Source organism: Pseudomonas sp. dw_612, from assembly GCF_018449725.1.
Taxonomy (GTDB): Bacteria; Pseudomonadota; Gammaproteobacteria; order Pseudomonadales; family Pseudomonadaceae; genus Aquipseudomonas.
This window is the reverse complement of the sequence record NZ_JAAVVC010000006.1, coordinates 109,623-126,040: the sequence shown is the minus strand read 5'-3', so window position 1 is coordinate 126,040 and position 16,418 is coordinate 109,623. Positions and strand designations below refer to the sequence as shown.

12 protein-coding genes are annotated in these 16,418 nt (G+C 61.8%); 11 read left to right on the top strand and 1 reads right to left on the bottom strand.

Features of this window, described 5'->3' with window-relative positions:
• Window positions 1-29: 29 nt before the first annotated feature.
• From HB680_RS11960 to HB680_RS11915, 10 genes are all read left to right on the top strand, one after another.
• Window positions 30-1,001, top strand: a complete 972-nt coding sequence (locus HB680_RS11960; protein WP_256735517.1) for a transporter — start codon at window positions 30-32, stop codon at window positions 999-1,001.
• A 125-nt stretch (window positions 1,002-1,126) separates the two neighbouring features.
• Entirely contained in the window at window positions 1,127-2,107 is a 981-nt protein-coding gene (locus HB680_RS11955; protein ID WP_213938793.1) for a MoxR family ATPase, read from the top strand.
• Window positions 2,104-3,039 (top strand): DUF58 domain-containing protein, encoded by a 936-nt coding sequence (locus HB680_RS11950; RefSeq protein ID WP_213938791.1) that lies wholly within the window; start codon window positions 2,104-2,106, stop codon window positions 3,037-3,039. Before HB680_RS11955 ends, HB680_RS11950 begins: the two co-directional genes overlap by 4 nt.
• Window positions 3,036-3,629, top strand: a complete 594-nt coding sequence (locus tag HB680_RS11945; RefSeq protein ID WP_213938789.1) for a DUF4381 domain-containing protein — start codon at window positions 3,036-3,038, stop codon at window positions 3,627-3,629. The genes HB680_RS11950 and HB680_RS11945 overlap by 4 nt, the downstream gene beginning before the upstream one ends.
• Window positions 3,616-4,608, top strand: coding sequence for a VWA domain-containing protein (locus tag HB680_RS11940; protein ID WP_213938787.1), 993 nt, complete (start codon window positions 3,616-3,618; stop codon window positions 4,606-4,608). Before HB680_RS11945 ends, HB680_RS11940 begins: the two co-directional genes overlap by 14 nt.
• Window position 4,609: 1 nt before the next feature.
• Complete coding sequence (locus HB680_RS11935) at window positions 4,610-6,178, top strand: VWA domain-containing protein (protein WP_213938786.1); 1,569 nt, start codon at window positions 4,610-4,612, stop codon at window positions 6,176-6,178.
• A complete protein-coding gene (locus HB680_RS11930; protein ID WP_213938784.1) occupies window positions 6,175-7,599 on the top strand; it encodes a BatD family protein in 1,425 nt (474 codons plus the stop codon). The genes HB680_RS11935 and HB680_RS11930 overlap by 4 nt, the downstream gene beginning before the upstream one ends.
• Entirely contained in the window at window positions 7,596-8,618 is a 1,023-nt protein-coding gene (locus tag HB680_RS11925; protein ID WP_213938782.1) for an HAD family hydrolase, read from the top strand. Before HB680_RS11930 ends, HB680_RS11925 begins: the two co-directional genes overlap by 4 nt.
• 75 nt (window positions 8,619-8,693) lie before the next feature.
• On the top strand, window positions 8,694-10,283 hold the full coding sequence (locus HB680_RS11920) for an arylsulfatase (RefSeq protein ID WP_213938780.1): 1,590 nt from the start codon (window positions 8,694-8,696) through the stop codon (window positions 10,281-10,283).
• Window positions 10,284-10,484: 201 nt separating this feature from the next.
• A complete protein-coding gene (locus HB680_RS11915) occupies window positions 10,485-12,998 on the top strand; it encodes a fused MFS/spermidine synthase (protein WP_213938778.1) in 2,514 nt (837 codons plus the stop codon).
• Window positions 12,999-13,124: 126 nt separating this feature from the next.
• Here HB680_RS11915 and HB680_RS11910 read toward each other — a convergent pair whose 3' ends face one another.
• A complete protein-coding gene (locus HB680_RS11910) occupies window positions 13,125-13,796 on the bottom strand; it encodes a DUF3313 domain-containing protein (protein WP_213938777.1) in 672 nt (223 codons plus the stop codon).
• 205 nt (window positions 13,797-14,001) lie between these two features.
• On the opposite strand from HB680_RS11910, the gene HB680_RS11905 reads away from it, so the two are divergent.
• On the top strand, window positions 14,002-16,356 hold the full coding sequence (locus HB680_RS11905) for a tetratricopeptide repeat protein (protein ID WP_213938776.1): 2,355 nt from the start codon (window positions 14,002-14,004) through the stop codon (window positions 16,354-16,356).
• Window positions 16,357-16,418 lie beyond the last annotated feature (62 nt).

The window sequence follows — 16,418 nt, the reverse complement described above, 5'->3', positions numbered from 1 at the left end:
ACGCGCGACAAACACACAACGAAACGACCATGACCGGAGCCGTTCTCATGGGTAGGGATTACGATTTTCGGCCATTGCTGGCCGTGCTGGTGGTGGGTTGCAGCCCGATGGTAATGGCGGCTGAAGGCGGCGTCGGCCGGCCAATCACCGGCCAGCAAGTGTTCAACAGCGCGGGGATCGTGCCGCCGGAACCGGGTTGGGTCACGTCCCTGACCAGCATCTGGTACGACGGCAGCCTCAAGGGCAGTAAACCGGTGCCACTGTCCGGCGCGGTGGGTGTCGGGCTGGACATGAAAGTCTCCTACACCATGGCCAACTTCACCCATGTCTGGGACACCGGCAAAGGCGCGTGGAACTACGCTTCGGCGATTGGCGTGCCGGTGCAATACACCGACGTCAGCATCAGCATCACCGGGCCTCGTGGCCGGACGCTGGGCACCGAAGACACCGGCACCCAGTTCGCCGACATGCTGGTGACCCCGATCGCGGCCGGCTATCACTTCGATGCGCTCAACCACATCTCGTTTTCCCTTCCGATCTACATCCCGACCGGCGCCTACAACGACGATCGCCTGGCCAACCCGGGCCAGAACAATTACACGTTCATGCCCACCGTCGCCTTCACTCACCTGGACGGCAAGGGCGGCGAATTCACCCTGTCCGGCGGGCTGGAGTTCTACACCGAAAACACCGCCACCGATTATCGCAACGGCAACCTCTTCACCCTCGATGCGCTCTGGACCCACGGTTTCGGCAATGGCTGGAACGCAGGCCTGGCAGCGGGTTACATCCAACAGGTGACCGACGACAAGGGCCAGACAGCCGACTCGCTCAACGGCTTTCGCGGGCGTTCCGTGGGCGCCGGACCGGTGGTGGGCTGGGCCGGGAAATTCGCCGACACCCAGGCCAGCCTCAGTGCGCGCTGGGTGCCGGAGTTCGACACCAAGAACCGCCCTGAGGGTAACGGTTTCAGCGTCAACCTGACTTTGGCGTTTTTCTGAGGAGTGACCAGAGATGGCCAACGGTTCCAGATTGACCAACCACCGCGACGACCTGATCAGCAGCCGCTGGAATTTCCGTTTGTCATTCATTCCGACCTTCATGTTGTGAACGAGGGACCGTAAACATGACCGCACTCAACGATCTCAACGCCCTGCAAGCCAGCATCGCGGAATCGGTGCTCGGCCAGGATCAAGTCATCCGGCAGATCCTGCTCGGTTTGTTGGCCAACGGCCATTTACTCCTGGAAAGCCTGCCCGGCCTGGCCAAGACCCGCACGGTCAAGGCCCTGGCCAAACACCTGGATGCGAAGATGAGTCGCATCCAGTTCACCCCGGACTTGCTGCCGTCGGACATCACGGGTGCCGAGGTGCTGCACCAGGTCGAAGGCAAAAATGAAATCCGCTTCCAGCCCGGACCTCTGTTCGGCAACTTGATCCTGGCCGATGAAATCAACCGCGCCCCGGCCAAGGTTCAGGCGGCATTGCTCGAAGCCATGGAAGAACGGCAGATCACCGTGGCCGGCAACAGCCATGTGTTGCCGGAGCTGTTTATCGTGGTCGCAACCCAGAACCCGATCGAGCAGGAAGGCACTTATCCGTTGCCAGAAGCGCAGATGGACCGTTTCCTGATGAAAGTGCTGTTGGATTACCCCAGCGCCGAAAACGAAAGCCAGGTGCTGCGACTGCTGCGTGAAGAAGAGTTTGCGCTGGGCGCCAAGACGGCGCCGGTGCCGGGTTTTGCGCTGTCACAAGACGTGATTTTTGCCGCACGCCGGGAGGTCAGCGGCATTCATGTGTCGCCGGCCATCGACACCTATTTGATCGACCTGATCAACGCCACGCGCCACCCGGAGGATTACGACGCCGACCTCGGGCGCTGGATCGCCATTGGCGCCAGTCCTCGCGGCGGCATCGGCCTGGACCGTTGCGCCCGCGCCGACGCCTGGTTGCAAGGGCAGGATTTCGTGTCACCGGACAACGTGCGCGCCGTGGTGCACCCGGTGCTGCGCCATCGTCTGCAACTGAGCTACGACGCGGTAGCCGATGGCGTGACGGCGGATCAAGTGCTCGACCGTTTGCTCGACAAAGTGGCGATTCCCGCATGAACGCGGACGGTCGGGTCTATGTCTCTCTGGCGCAGTTGATGGCACTGGAGTTCAAGGCCCGTGACCTGAGCTTCCTCGCGCGCCAGCCTCAGGGCAGCATCCTCGCCGGCAACCATGCTTCGCGCTTGCGTGGCCGTGGCTTGAATTTCGATGAGCTGCGTCGCTATCAGCCCGGCGATGACCTGCGGCACCTGGATTGGCGCGCGTCCCTGCGCACCGGCAAACCCGTGGTGCGCACCTTCACCGAAGAGCGCGACCGCCCGGCGTTGATTCTGGTGGACCAGCGCATGTCGATGTTCTTCGGCTCGCAGCGCAGTTTCAAGTCCGCCATCGCCGCTGAGCTTGGCGCGTTGGCGGCCTGGATGGTGTTCAATGCCGGCGACCGGGTCGGCGGTTTGGTGTTCAACGACCAGCGCATCGACAGCATCGCCCCGCTGCGCAGTCGCAAACGGCTTGAAGCGCTGTGTAGCCGCATCGCCCAGCAGAATCAGGCACTCAACGCCGGCAACCCGGACGCCGAAGATGAGGATCAGCTCGATAAGGTCCTGCAACATTGCCTCGCCGTGGCCGGGCACGATCATTTGATCTGCATCGTCAGCGACTTTGCCGGGGCCGGCGAACGCACGTTGAAACTGATGCGGCAACTGGCGGCGCACAACGATGTCATCGCGATGCAGGTCTACGACCCGTTGGCCCTGAACCTGCCGAAAAACGGCCGCTTGTTGGTGACCCAAGGCCAGTTGCAAGTGGAACTGGCGGTGGAACAGCGCCGGGTGCATGAGCCGTTGGTGGATTTTCTCAGCGGCCGGCTCAAGGACGTCGCCACGCTGCTACGCCGCAGCCAAGTGCCGCTGATGATGTTCAGCACTGCCACCGAGGCCCGCGAACAGCTGCGGGTTGAACTGGGCAAATTCAGCGGCGGCCGCCGATGAACCCGAATATCCCGAGTATCGATCAACTCAAGGAGTTGGGCCTGCCCGCGCCGGTCAGTTATGCGCCGCAGACGTGGGGTTGGTGGGTGTTGCTCGGGTTGCTGGTGGTGGCGGTGCTGCTGGTGAGTGCGCGCAGGGTTTGGCAGTGGCGGCGGGATCGGTATCGGCGGGAGGCGTTGGTGCGGTTGGCTGAACTGCAGAGGCGCAGTGATGACCTGAACGCCCTGCGTGAATTGCCGGAGCTGCTGAAACGCGTAGCCCTCTCAATCCCCTCCCCAACCTGGAATGCAAAACCTGTGGGACCGGGCTTGCTCGCGAAGGCGCCAGTTCAGCCAACACTGATTTTGAATGTACGGGCCGCTTCGCGAGCAAGTCCGCTCCCACAGGGGATTGGTGCATTAGGCGGGAAGGAGTGGCAGGCCTTTCTGCAGCGGCATAGTTCGAAGCCTTTACCCGCCGATTTCAGCCAACAACTCGCCCAACTGGCCTACGCCCCGGACGCCACACTGCGCGCCCTGCCGGCCGAACACCGCCAGCAGTTGTTCGACACCTGCAAACTCTGGGTGGAGCACCATCATGTGGCAGCTTGATTACCCCTGGCTGTTAGTGCTGCTGCCGTTGCCGTGGTTCGGTTACCGCTACCTGCCCGCGTATCGCGAGGCCCGCAGCGCGGTGCGCGTACCGTTTTTCAATGCCATGAGCCGGGCGGTGGGCCAGGCGCCGAGCCAGGCCGGGAGCCGTAACAATCGCTGGCAGTTGTTGTTGAATCTGCTGGTCTGGGTTTTGTTGCTGGTCGCGGTGGCGCGGCCGGTTTTTGTCGAAAAACCCATCGAACGCCAGCAACCGGTGCGCGACCTGATGCTCGCCATCGACATTTCCCAGTCCATGGAAACCACCGATTTCACCGACGCCAATGGCCAGAAGATCAATCGTCTGGCCGCCGTCAAAGAGGTGGTCCACGGCTTTATCGACAAGCGCAAAGAGGATCGCCTGGGCCTGATCGTGTTCGGCAGCGGTGCCTTCCCGCAAGCGCCGCTGACCCTCGATCACACCAGCCTGTCGCTGTTGCTGGATGACACCGGCATCGGCATGGCCGGCCCCAACACCGCCATCGGCGATGCCATCGGTTTGAGCCTGAAGCTGCTGGATCAGGCCCACGAACAAGAGAAAGTGCTGATCCTGCTCACCGATGGCAACGACACCAGCAGCGCGATCACCCCGGACCACGCGGCGGCCATGGCGGCGGCCAAAGGCGTGGTGATTCACACCATCGGCATTGGCGATCCGACCGCCGAGGGCGAAGCCAAGGTCAACCTGCAAGGCTTGCAGCAAATCGCCGAGGCCACGGGCGGTCAGTTCTTCCGCGCTGAAGACCGCACGGCGCTGGACCGGGTCTACAGCACCCTCGACAAACTCACTCCACATCAGGTGAAAACCCTCAGTCATCAGCCGAAACGGGATCTGTTCTGGTGGCCGTTGGGTGCAGCGATTGCGTTGCTGGCGTTGTATCACCTGGGCGCCCTGCTCCGTCCCCGGCTGTCGTTCGCCCGCCAGCGGCAGGAGGCCTGAGATGGAGATCAACCTCAGCGACTTCCATTTCCTGCGTCCGTTGTGGCTGTTGCTCGCGCTGTTCGGCGGGTTGCTGCCACTGCTGTGGCGCCGCAGTCGTGACTTGCAGCGGCGTTTGCGTGGCAATATCGCCGAGCACTTGCTGCCACACCTGTTGATCACGCCACAGGATCAGCAGCGCCTGCGCCCGGCGCATCTGGTGTGCGCCGTGTTGTTCCTTGGCGCCCTCGCCGCGGCGGGCCCGACCTGGGAACAGGATCGCCCGGACTTCCTGGAGAACCGCGCGCCGCTCATCATCGCCATTGACCTGTCACCGTCGATGGACGCCAGCGACGTACCGCCGAGTCGCCTGGAAGCGGCGAAGCACAAGCTCCACGACCTGATTCAGCGCCGCGCCGGGGCCCGCAGCGGTTTGATCGCCTATGCCGGAAGCGCGCACTTGGTGTTGCCGCCCACCGACGACCCGGCGCTGCTCGACACCTTTATCCAGGCGCTAAGCACCGACCTGATCGCCAAGTCGGGGAAAAACGTCGGAGCGGTGATCGGGCAAGCCAAACACCTGCTGGCCGCCGAGAAAACCCCGGGCACGTTGTTGCTGATCACTGATGGCGCGGACACAACCCAACTGAGCGGCCTCGACAAACAACTCGATGACAGCCAGTTACAAGTGCTGATCCTCGCCGTGGGCAGTGACGACGGCGGCATCATCCACGACGCCAATGGCCAGCCGCGCACCGACAGCAACGGCCGTCCAGTACTGGGCAGTTTCGATCAGGCTGCACTCAAACAACTGGCCTCGGCACTCGATGCACCACTGGGCAGCCTGACCCTGAATAACGACGATCTGGACTGGGTCGAATTGCATGCCCGGCAACATTTCCAAAGCGCCAGTGATGAACAGCGGGAACTGCACTGGAAAGACGCCGGTTACTGGCTGTGCTGGCCGTTGCTGCTGATCGCGTTTTTCAGTGTGCGCAAAGGTTGGAGCCTGAACTGGATGGCCGGTTTGCTGCTGGCGCTGGGCATTGGCCTGCAACCGACCACGGCCGAAGCCAATGCCCTGACCGACGCGTTTTTCACCCAGGATCAACAAGGTCGTTGGGCCTTCGAACATGGGCATTTACCCCAGGCAGCGGCGCTGTTTGTCGACCCGTACTGGAAAGGCATCGCCGCCTACCACGCCGCCGATTACGACTTGGCACTGGCGAGTTTTGCGCGGCAGGAAACGCCCCAGGCGTATTTCTACCTGGGCAATATTTACGTGAAGCGTTTCAAGTTCGATCAGGCCATCGCCGCGTACACCCAGGCGTTGAAGTTGCAGCCGCAATTCCCCGAAGCCACGGCCAATCTGGCGCTAGCCATTGCCTTGCAGAAAGACACCGACAGCGCCGAGCAGAACACCCCCGAGGTCAAGCCCGACGAGATCAAAAAGGACAAGGCCCCGGGCAAGGGCCAGAGCAAAGCGGTGCAGACCGAGCAGGCGGCGTCGGATGCGTTGTGGTTGCAGAACCTGACGACATCGCCGGCCAGATTTTTGAAGCAGAAGTTCAGTTTGCAGGATCAACCATGACCCTTCGAAACCGCGTCGCGGCCTTCGCGAGCAAGCTCGCTCCCACACTGGACCTGCATATGCCACAAATCCCCTGTGGGAGCGAGCTTGCTCGCGATGAGGCCAGATTAGTCACAAAAAAACTTTGCTCCTTACTCGTCTGTCTGTTCAGCACCCATACCCTCGCCGCCGAACCCGACCTCCGCGTCCAGACCCACCTGCAACCCACCACCTCAATCATGGTCGGCAGCGTCGTCGAGCTGCAACTCGACGTCCTCACCGACACATGGTTCACCGACGCCCCGACCCTGCCCGATCTCAAGCTCAACGGTGCCTTGGTGATGCCGCCCAACGGCCAGGCGCAGCACCTGAACCAGACCCTCGACGGCAAATCCTTCAGCGGCATGCGCTACAGCTACCTGATCACTCCGAACCTGGCCCAGGGCTTCGACATCCCGGCGTTGACCGTGCGCGCCAAGCCTGCGCAGGCCAGCACCGAGTTGAGCGCGCAGAGCCAGCCGCTGCACTTCAGCGCCGCGCAACCGCCGGGGTTCAACGCCGGGGAGGCCGTCCTGGTGGCCAGCGGATTGCGCTTTACGCAAAAAACCGTCAACTCCGCCACACCGTTGAAGGTCGGCGACAGCCTCACCCGGCAACTGACCCTGCAAGCCGACGGCGCCCTGGCGATGTCGCTGCCAGTGCCAACATTGACTGAAGTCGAGGGCCTCAGTCGCTACCCAAAAGCCCCGCAGGTCAGCTCCCTGGACGACGGTCGCGGCAACTTCAACGCAGGGCAACGGATCGACACCGTGACCTACCGGATCGACACCGAGGGCAGCCACACCCTGCCCGCCATCGAGGTGAAGTGGTGGGACAGCGGCACCCAGCAGACCCGAACCGCTCAAGTGCCGGCCATTACCTTTAAAGCGACGGCCAACAGCGCTTATCGCCCGGTGTTTTCCATCAACGAAGACCTGAAGAAGCTCGGCCAGCAAGGCCGTCTGCACCTCTCCGGGCATTGGCTGGGACTCATTGCGCTGCTGTTGCTCGTGGCGTTGGCCGGCTACTTCGCCCGCCCGTTTATCCATCGCGCCTGGCTCGGCTGGCAGGCCCGGCGCCAAGCCCGGCACGCCGCATGGCTGCAATCGGCGGACTGCGCCTGGCGGCAGATTCCGGGGCAAATCGAAGGACGGCCGGCGCAATTCAGCGCGCTGTACCTGTGGGTCAGACGCAGCCGCAAAGGCTTGAAACTGACCAACCTCGGCCCTCGCCTGCAAACCCTGCTGCGCGCCTGTTACGGGCGCCATCCGACCGAAGATCAGGCGCTGCGCCAACTCCAGCAATCCTTGGCTACGCTGCATAGTCAGGCCCAACACCACCAGGCCCCAACGCCTCCCGCGCTACGGCCACTCAACCCCGTTCACGAGAAGGACCTCCCATGACGAACCCGCTATCGCCCCGCCACCGCTACGGGCTGACTCTACTGCTGACCTTGGCCCTGCCGTTGTTCGCCCAGGCCAACGAACCCCTGCCCTCGTGGAACGACGGCCCGGCGAAGAAAAACATCATCGAATTCGTCCAGGCCGTGACCGATCAAAGCAGCAAGGACTTCGTCAAACCCGCCGAACGCATTGCCGTGTTCGACAACGACGGCACGCTGTGGAGCGAACAACCGGCGTATTTCGAGTTGCTGTTCGCCTTCGACGAAGTCAAGCGCACCGCGCCACAGCACCCGGAATGGAAGACCACCCAACCGTTCAAAGCGGTGCTGGAAAACGACCACCAGGCACTGGCGGCGGCGGGCATGGAAGGCATTCTGAAAATCTTCGGCGCCACCCACACCGGCATGACCACCGAAGCCTTCGATGATTACGCCAAGACCTGGCTGAGCCAGGCCAAACATCCGAAAACCGGCAAGCCCTACACCGAGATGATCTTCCAGCCGATGCTGGAAATGCTCGATTACCTGCGCAGCCAGCAATTCAAGACCTACATCGTTTCCGGTGGCGACACCGCGTTCATGCGCGCCTTTGCCGAGAAGGTCTACGGCATCCCGCCGGAGCAAGTGATCGGCACCACGTTCGTCACCGCGTATCAGCTCAAGGACGGCCAGCCGTCGATCCTGCGCACCGCCAAACTGGCCCATAACGATGACGGCCCGGGCAAACCGGAAACCATCGACGCAGTGATTGGCCGGCGTCCGATCCTGGCTTTCGGCAATTCCGACGGCGACCTGCAAATGCTGCAGTGGACCGCCGCCGGCAGCGGCAAACGTTTCATGGGCCTGGTGCATCACACCGACGCCAAACGCGAGTGGGCCTATGACCGCCAATCCCCGGTCGGCAAGCTGGACAAGGCCCTCGACGAAGCAAAATCCCGTGGCTGGACTATCGTGGACATGGCCGCCGAATGGCGCAAAGTCTACCCCTTCGAGGCCGCCACTCCCGAGCAAGTGCAATAACAAAAGCGTGACGCAGGACTGCAAAAAACGTTTGTCGCCATGAGGCGGCGCAAGTGAGCAAAAGGAGCAAGTCAGATGACTCGCATACGCAAATGGCTACCGAAACTCGCCCTGGTGGCAGCCTCGGTCATGGCGATTTCGGCAACTGCCGGAGCCGCTGAAAAACCCAACATCCTCGTGATTTTCGGCGACGACATCGGCCAGACCAACATCAGTGCCTATTCCATGGGCGTGGTCGGTTACAAGACTCCGAACATCGACCGGATTGCCAAGGAAGGCATGATGTTCACCGACTACTACGCGGAGAACAGTTGCACCGCAGGACGGTCATCCTTCATTACCGGCCAGACGCCGCTGCGTACTGGTTTGTCGAAGGTCGGCGCTCCCGGCGCCACCGTGGGGCTGCAAAAACGCGACATCACCATTGCCCAGGCACTCAAGTCCCAGGGCTACGCCACCGGCCAGTTCGGCAAGAACCACTTGGGCGACAAGGACGAGTACCTGCCGACCAACCACGGTTTCGACGAGTTCTTCGGCAACTTGTATCACCTCAATGCCGAAGAAGAACCCGAGCGCCCATACTGGCCCAAGGATGACCCTGAGTTCGTCAAGGCCAACTCCCCGCGCGGGGTGATCCACAGCTTCGCCGACGGCAAGATCGAAGACACCGGCGCGCTGACCACCAAGCGCATGGAAACCATCGACGACGAAACCACCGCCGCCGCGCAAGCGTTCATCGAGAAACAGGCCAAGGCGGACAAACCGTTCTTCGTCTGGATGAACACCACGCGCATGCACTTGTTCACTCATGTGCGCGAGTCCATGAAAGGCCAGAGTGGCATGCCTGGCAACGACTATGCCGATGGCATGCTTGAGCACGACGGCGATGTCGGCAAACTGCTGAAAACCCTCGACGACCTGAAAATCACCGACAACACCATCGTCGTCTACACCACCGACAATGGGCCGAACCAGTTCTCCTGGCCGGACGCGGCGACCACGCCGTTCCGTAACGAGAAGAACTCGAACTGGGAAGGCGCCTATCGCGTGCCGGCGATGATTCGCTGGCCAGGCAAGGTCAAGCCGGGGGAAGTTTCCAACGAAATGTTCTCGGGCATGGACTGGTTCCCGACCCTGCTGGCCGCGGCCGGTGATACCGGTGTGAAAGACAAGCTGCTCAAAGGCTGGGCGCCGGTTTCCGGGGGCGCCAACTTCAAGGTGCACCTGGACGGCTACAACCAACTGCCGTATCTGACCGGCCAACAGCCTAAAGGCGAGCGCAAGGAGTTCTACTACTTCAACGATGACGGCGTGCTGGTATCGATGCGTTTCGACAACTGGAAAGCGGTGTTCTGCGAACAACGTGCACCGGGCGGTTTCAAGGTATGGAGCGAACCGTTCGTGTGCCTGCGTGTGCCGAAAATCTTCAACCTGCGGATGGACCCGTATGAACGCGCCGACGTGGTTTCCGATCAGTATTACGATTGGACCACCAAAAACGTCTACCTGGTCGCACAAGCCGTGACCAAGTCTGCGCAGTTCCTGCAAACGTTCATCGAATACCCGCCAAGCCAGAAACCGGCCAGCTTCAGTGTTGACCAGATCCGTGCGGCGGTGGATGCGAAAATCGCCGAAAAAATGAAAACGGCACCGGCTGCGCAGTAAGACCGTTTGACCGCTGCCCGCCTTCATTGGCGGGCGGACTTATTTTTTGAAAGGCGAACCCGCTTTGCGTAGGAGCTGCCGAAGGCTGCGATCTTTTGATCTTAGCGATCATGCCGCCCCCAAAGATCAAAAGATCGCAGCCTTCGGCAGCTCCTACGCCGGTTTGTATTGAATCCGAATTTTGTACAAGGCACCCTCGCAATGTCCTCACGTGTCGCCAGCAAGTCGTCGGCCATACCCGCCCCCCACGTCGCCTCCCCGGCGCTGTTGATCCCCGCCCTGCTGCTGTTCGTCTCCGGCGCCGCAGCGCTGGTGTATCAAGTGTTGTGGATCAAGCAACTGTCACTGGTGGTGGGCGTCGAGGTGTATGCGATCACCACCGGCATCAGTGCATTTTTTGCTGGGCTGGCGTTGGGTGGTTTGCTGTTCGGTCGCTGGGCGGACCGTTTGCAGCAGCCGGTTTTGCTGTATCTCGGGCTGGAGGTTTTAGTCGCCGTGATCGGCGTCGGCGCGACGTTCGCCATGAGTATGGCCGCCAGTCCCTTCGCCTGGCTGGAACAGCACGTCGGCCTGTTGGCCTGGGTGTTGCCGTTTGCACTGGTGGGAATTCCGGCGTTGCTGATGGGTGGCACGCTGCCGGTGTTGGTGCGTTCCCTGGCCACCGATCCGCAACAACTGGGCAAGGCTGGCGGCCAGTTGTATGCGGCCAACACCGCCGGGGCCATCGCCGGCACCCTGCTCGCGGCGTTCGTGCTGATCGCTACCCTTGGCGTACGTGGCAGTGCCTTGGCCGCTGCGATGCTCAATCTGCTGGCCGCTGCCGGTGCGCTGTGGTTCCAACGCCACCGTCCCTTGGCGGCTGACGCGCCTGTGAAACAACAGGCGGTCAAAGCACCGGATCGCCTCGCCCTGTGGCTGTATTCCATCGCCGGCGGCGTGGCCCTGGGTTATGAGGTGGTGTGGTCGCAATCCATCGTGCAGTTCATGAGCACCCGCACCTACGCCTTTGCCGTGGTGCTGGCGACGTACCTCACCGGGCTGTTTCTCGGCAGTGCGCTGCTGGCCCGGCGGGTCGAACGCATTCGCGATCCCTGGGGCGTATTCGGGTTGTTGATTGCCGGTGCGGGGTTGATCGCCCTGCTGGAAATCGCTCTGCTCGGGCGCTGGTTGATCGTCGCGCAAAGCGTCGCCGAAGCTTGGGTATTGTCGTTGGGCGCCAGTGAACTGGTGGGCATGAGCACGCGATTTGCGGTGGCGGCGTTGAGCATCGTGTTTGTGCCGACGCTGCTGCTGGGCGCGGCGTTTCCGTTGGCCTTGCGCCTGAGCGTGGGCCGTGAGCGGGTGGGCCAGGATGTCGGCGCGGTGGTGGCGTTCAACACCCTCGGCGGGATTGTCGGCGTGATGCTTTGCGGCTTCTTGCTGATCCCGTTGCTGGGGTTGGTGCGCACCCTCGGTTTACTGGCGATTGTCGCCGCCGGGATCGGTTATTTCGCGGTGCGCAAAGGTCACCATGTGAAGAAAGGCCGGCGTCAGGCCGTGGTCGCGATCGGGCTACTGTCCCTGGCGCTGGCGGTGTTCACCCCGGTCAACAAACTCGCGAGCCTGCTGCCCGGCGCGCGCAATGCGACCCTGGCCTTCTACGAAGAGGGACGCGGCGGCACCGTGGCGGTGGTCACCCAGGGCAAGGGCAAGAAGGCCTTTCAGCGCTTGTACATCCAAGGTGTCTCCAACACCGGTGACGCCATGCCGTCCCTGCGCTACATGCGCATCCAGGCGCTGTTGCCGCTGCTGATCCACAACGGCGAACCACGCTCGGCACTGGTGATCGGTTTCGGCACCGGCATCACCGCCGGCGCCCTGACCCGTTATCCGGGGCTGGAACATCGGGTGGTCGCCGAGTTGCTGCCGTCGGTAGTCAAGGCTGCGCCGCTGTTCGAGGGCAACTTCAATGCCGCCGGCAATCCGGGAGTCGATGTGCGCCTGCGCGATGGCCGCCAGGAACTGCTGCGCAACCCGCAGACCTACGACCTGATCACCCTCGAACCGCCACCGCCCTCCGCCGCCGGAGTGGTAAACCTCTACTCCCGGGACTTCTACCAATTGGCCGCCAGCCGCCTGGAGAACAACGGTCTGGTCGCCCAGTGGTTGCCGCTGCCGACCCAGAACATCGACGACTCGCGCTCACTGGTGCGCAGCTTCCTCGACGTCTTCCCTTACGCGACGCTGTGGACCAGCGAGTTCCACGAAATGCTCTTGGTGGGTTCGATGGAACCGATCGAACTGGATGCGGCGAAAATCACCCAGCGCTACCAGCAGGACAGCGTTCGCAGTACGTTGCAGGATGTGGGAATCGGCTCGGCTGCCGCGTTGCTCGCGACGTGGGTGACGGGCCGTGCGGGGCTGGAACGTTTCGCCGCTGACGCGGCACCTGTGACCGACGATCAACCGCGCATCGAGTACGCGCCGTGGGTGCGGGCCAAGGAGATCAGCCGCGTATTGCCGGCGCTGCTCGACTTGTATGTCGCGCCGCCGCTGGTGAATGCCGATGACGGCTTCAACGAACGAATGAACGCGCACCATCAGCGCTTGATGCAGTTTTATCGGGCGAGTTTGCATGCCTATGACGGGGATCGTGATGCCTGGGCGCGGGACATTGGCGAGGTGATGCGTGGGGATGGGGGGAATCCTTATTACCGGTGGTTTGTCGGGGAGTGATTCTTTGCCTGATAGACCGCTTTCGCGAGCAAGCCCGCTCCCACAGTGAATCTGTTTTGGTCACACATTTCGTGTACACCAGAGATCCCATGTGGGAGCGGGCTTGCTCGCGAAGCTTTTAGGCTTTTACTTGGACTTGAGTTTCAGATACGACTGATGCAAATCCGAAGCCCAGCCATCGATCACGCCTTTGACGTCATCCGCCTTCATCACCTGAGTGTCGTTCTCTAACGGTTTGCCGGTGCCTTTGCGCACCACTTGGGCAACCACCGTGTTGTTGCCACCATCGAGGAACACCGCTTCGGTAGCCAGGGTCGTTTCCTGATCACGAATCCCGCTGGCTGTACTGACCGCCGCCGCCACCAGGGCAATCGGAATCACTTCATACGGCTTGAGGCCTTCGGTCTTGCTGCTGATGGCCGTAATGGCCGCGCGCACCACGATCACCCCAGGCCCCGGACCTGCGGCCAATGGCAGGGATTTACCCAGTTCGCGCTTGAGTGCCTGGTCGTAATAACCGGTGATACCGTTGAGCGTGGCTTGAGGAATTTTCACAGTCGCTTGCGGCTTGGGATAGAGCTGGGTCGGCTCGATGTAGACGCTGGTGAATTTATCGATTTTGAGTTTAGGGTCCATCCAGCGCATGACCTCGGCGCCCGACGGCGACTTGGCTTCCTTGAGCTGGCTGTAGTCCTTGAGAAACCCTGAATACTGGTCAGGTTCGACCACTTTACTGGAGCAGCCGACCACCCCGATCGAGGCGATGCACAGTGTGCTCATCATTAACGCAAGCTTCATGCTGTAACTCCTGTAAGAGGTCGAGAAGTGCCTGATTAGTTATAGACAAAAATCAATAATGTGCCGCCATCATCATCGAAGATTCACCTAAGGCTGTGGCACACCGCACAAACCTCATTTGACAGACGCGTGCCATCCGGCAAAGCTGCATCGAGCTTCAACGCGAGCCCTGAACGGCCAACGCACTCGGACTATGGAAGTCGCAATGCCGAAGCATAAAAATAAAGCCGCCCACCCAAACCCTGATTCGCGCCCGACCCTGATCAACCGTTACCTGTTTCCCGTGACCATCGGCGTCTTGCTGCTGGCCGTGGCGGCGATTGGCTGGTTTCTTTTCAGTAGCAGCACGCCGCGTCCTTCGACGCCGGCGCCGGTCAGCGCGCCCGTCGTGCAACCGGTTAAACCGGTGGTGGCTGTGGCCCCGGCGACGATGGTCGATGAGCAGCAATGCCAGGGCTGCCACACCGAGCAGGTCAAGGACTGGCAAGGTTCGCACCACCAATTGGCGATGCAGCCGGCCACGGCCGAGACGATGCTGGGCGACTTCAACAACGTCACCTTCAAGGCTGAAAAAGAGACCACGCTGTTCTCGCGCAAGGGTGAGGACTTTTGGGTTAACACACCCGGAATCGACGGTAAGAATGCCGACTTCAAAGTCGCCTACACCTTCGGCATCGCCCCGCTCCAGCAATACCTGATCGAGGTTGGCGAGGGTCGGTTGCAAGCCTTGGGCGTGGCGTGGGATACCGAGAAGCACCGCTGGTTTCATCTGTATCCGGGCCAGGGCGTGAACTTCAAGAATCCGCTGCACTGGAGCAAGCCGAGCCAGAACGCTAATTTCATGTGCGTCGAGTGCCACACCACCGGCTACAAGCGCAATTTCGATGCAACGAAAAACACCTTTGCGAGCCACTGGAACAGCCTCGGTGTCGGCTGCCAGGCCTGCCACGGCCCAGCCTCCAATCACCTGGAATGGGCGGCAAAAAAAGGTGATTTGATTCACGCCGGGTTTGCCGTCGACCTCAAGGACAAGAACGCTACCGTCGAGCTCGAAACCTGTGCCCGCTGCCACTCGCGCCGCGCGCCACTGGGCGATGGCTACACCGTCGGCAAGCGCTTGATGGACGACTATCTGCCCAGCCCCCTTACCCGCGAACTGTATGCACTGGACGGCAAGATCAAGGATGAAGTGTTCGAACACGGCTCCTTCGCCCAGAGCAAAATGTTCGACAAGGGCGTGCGTTGCAGCAACTGCCACAACCCCCACAGCACCGAGCTGAAGGCACCGGGCAACGGCGTGTGCCTGCAATGCCACAACACCGCCGGCAAGACGGCGGTGGAAGGCGTCGATGGCAAGGGCCTGCAAGCGAAAAACTACGATTCCATCGAACACACCCGCCACACCATGGGTCAACCGGGTTCGCAGTGCGTGGATTGCCACATGCCGGGCAAGTTCTACATGGGCAACGACTTCCGGCATGACCACAGCTTCAGCATTCCCAATCCTGAGCGGGCGAAAAAACTCGGCACGCCGGACGCGTGCCTGACCTGCCACCAGGGCAAGGCCGGGGACAAGGTCACCGAGCAGTTCAAGCTCTGGAACACGGCCACCGAACTTCAGGCGCCACGTTATGACGAAAGCCTGTGGCTGATCCGCAATGGTCAACCGGGGGCGGCGCAGGCCTTGCACGAGCAGTTGCAGCGCAGCAACCTGCCAGCGATTCAACGGGCGACCCTGCTGGCCGAGCTGCCGCTGTACCCGAGCGAGCAAGCGTTGAAACTGGCGACGGCAGACCTGAAAAACCCGGCGCCGCAAGTGCGCGAAAGCGCGGTGCGGGCGATCAGTGCGTTCCTGCCGCCACCCGAGCGCGCGCCGTTGCTGACGCCGTTGCTGGGGGATCCGGTGAAGGCAGTACGAATCGTCGCCGCCCGGGACCTGCTGAGTGTCGCCCGCAATGGTTTGGGCAGCGCCCAGGCCAACTGGAACGCGGCCATCGGCGAGTACGAGGACGTGCAGAAAAGCCTGGCGGAACGCGCCGAAGCCAACCTCAACCTGGCGATGTTGTATCAGGCCAGCGGTCGTACGACCGAGGTCGAGCCGCTGCTGCGCACCGCCCTGAAACGTGATCCGGGCTTCTACCCGGCGCTGGTGACGTTGGTGCAATGGCTGGAGGCCAACGGCCGCGCGCAAGAGGCGCAAGCGTTGCTGGAGCAGAGCGTCAAGAATCACCCGGACGCACCGCTGTTGCTGCACACCCAAGGCCTGTCGCTGATTCGTGCGGGTAAAACCGCGCAAGCCATGCCGTTGCTGCGCAAAGCCGCGACCCTGGAACCCCAGAGCGCGCAGTACGGGTATGTGCTGGCGGTGGCGTTGCATGACAGTGGCAAGGTGGATGAGGCGTGCGAAGAGCTGGAAAGGTTGTTGAAAGTGCAACCGGCGAACCGCAATGCGCGGTTGTCGCTGATCCAGTATTACCTGGAGAACGGGCAGGAACCGAAGGCCCAGGTGTTGTTGCAGGGGTGGAAGAAAATGAACATGGGGGATCCGGCGTTGAAATAACCGCCTATGTAGCAGCTGTCGAGCAGCGCGAGGCAGCGTTCGGCGGCGAAGCCGTCGTAAAC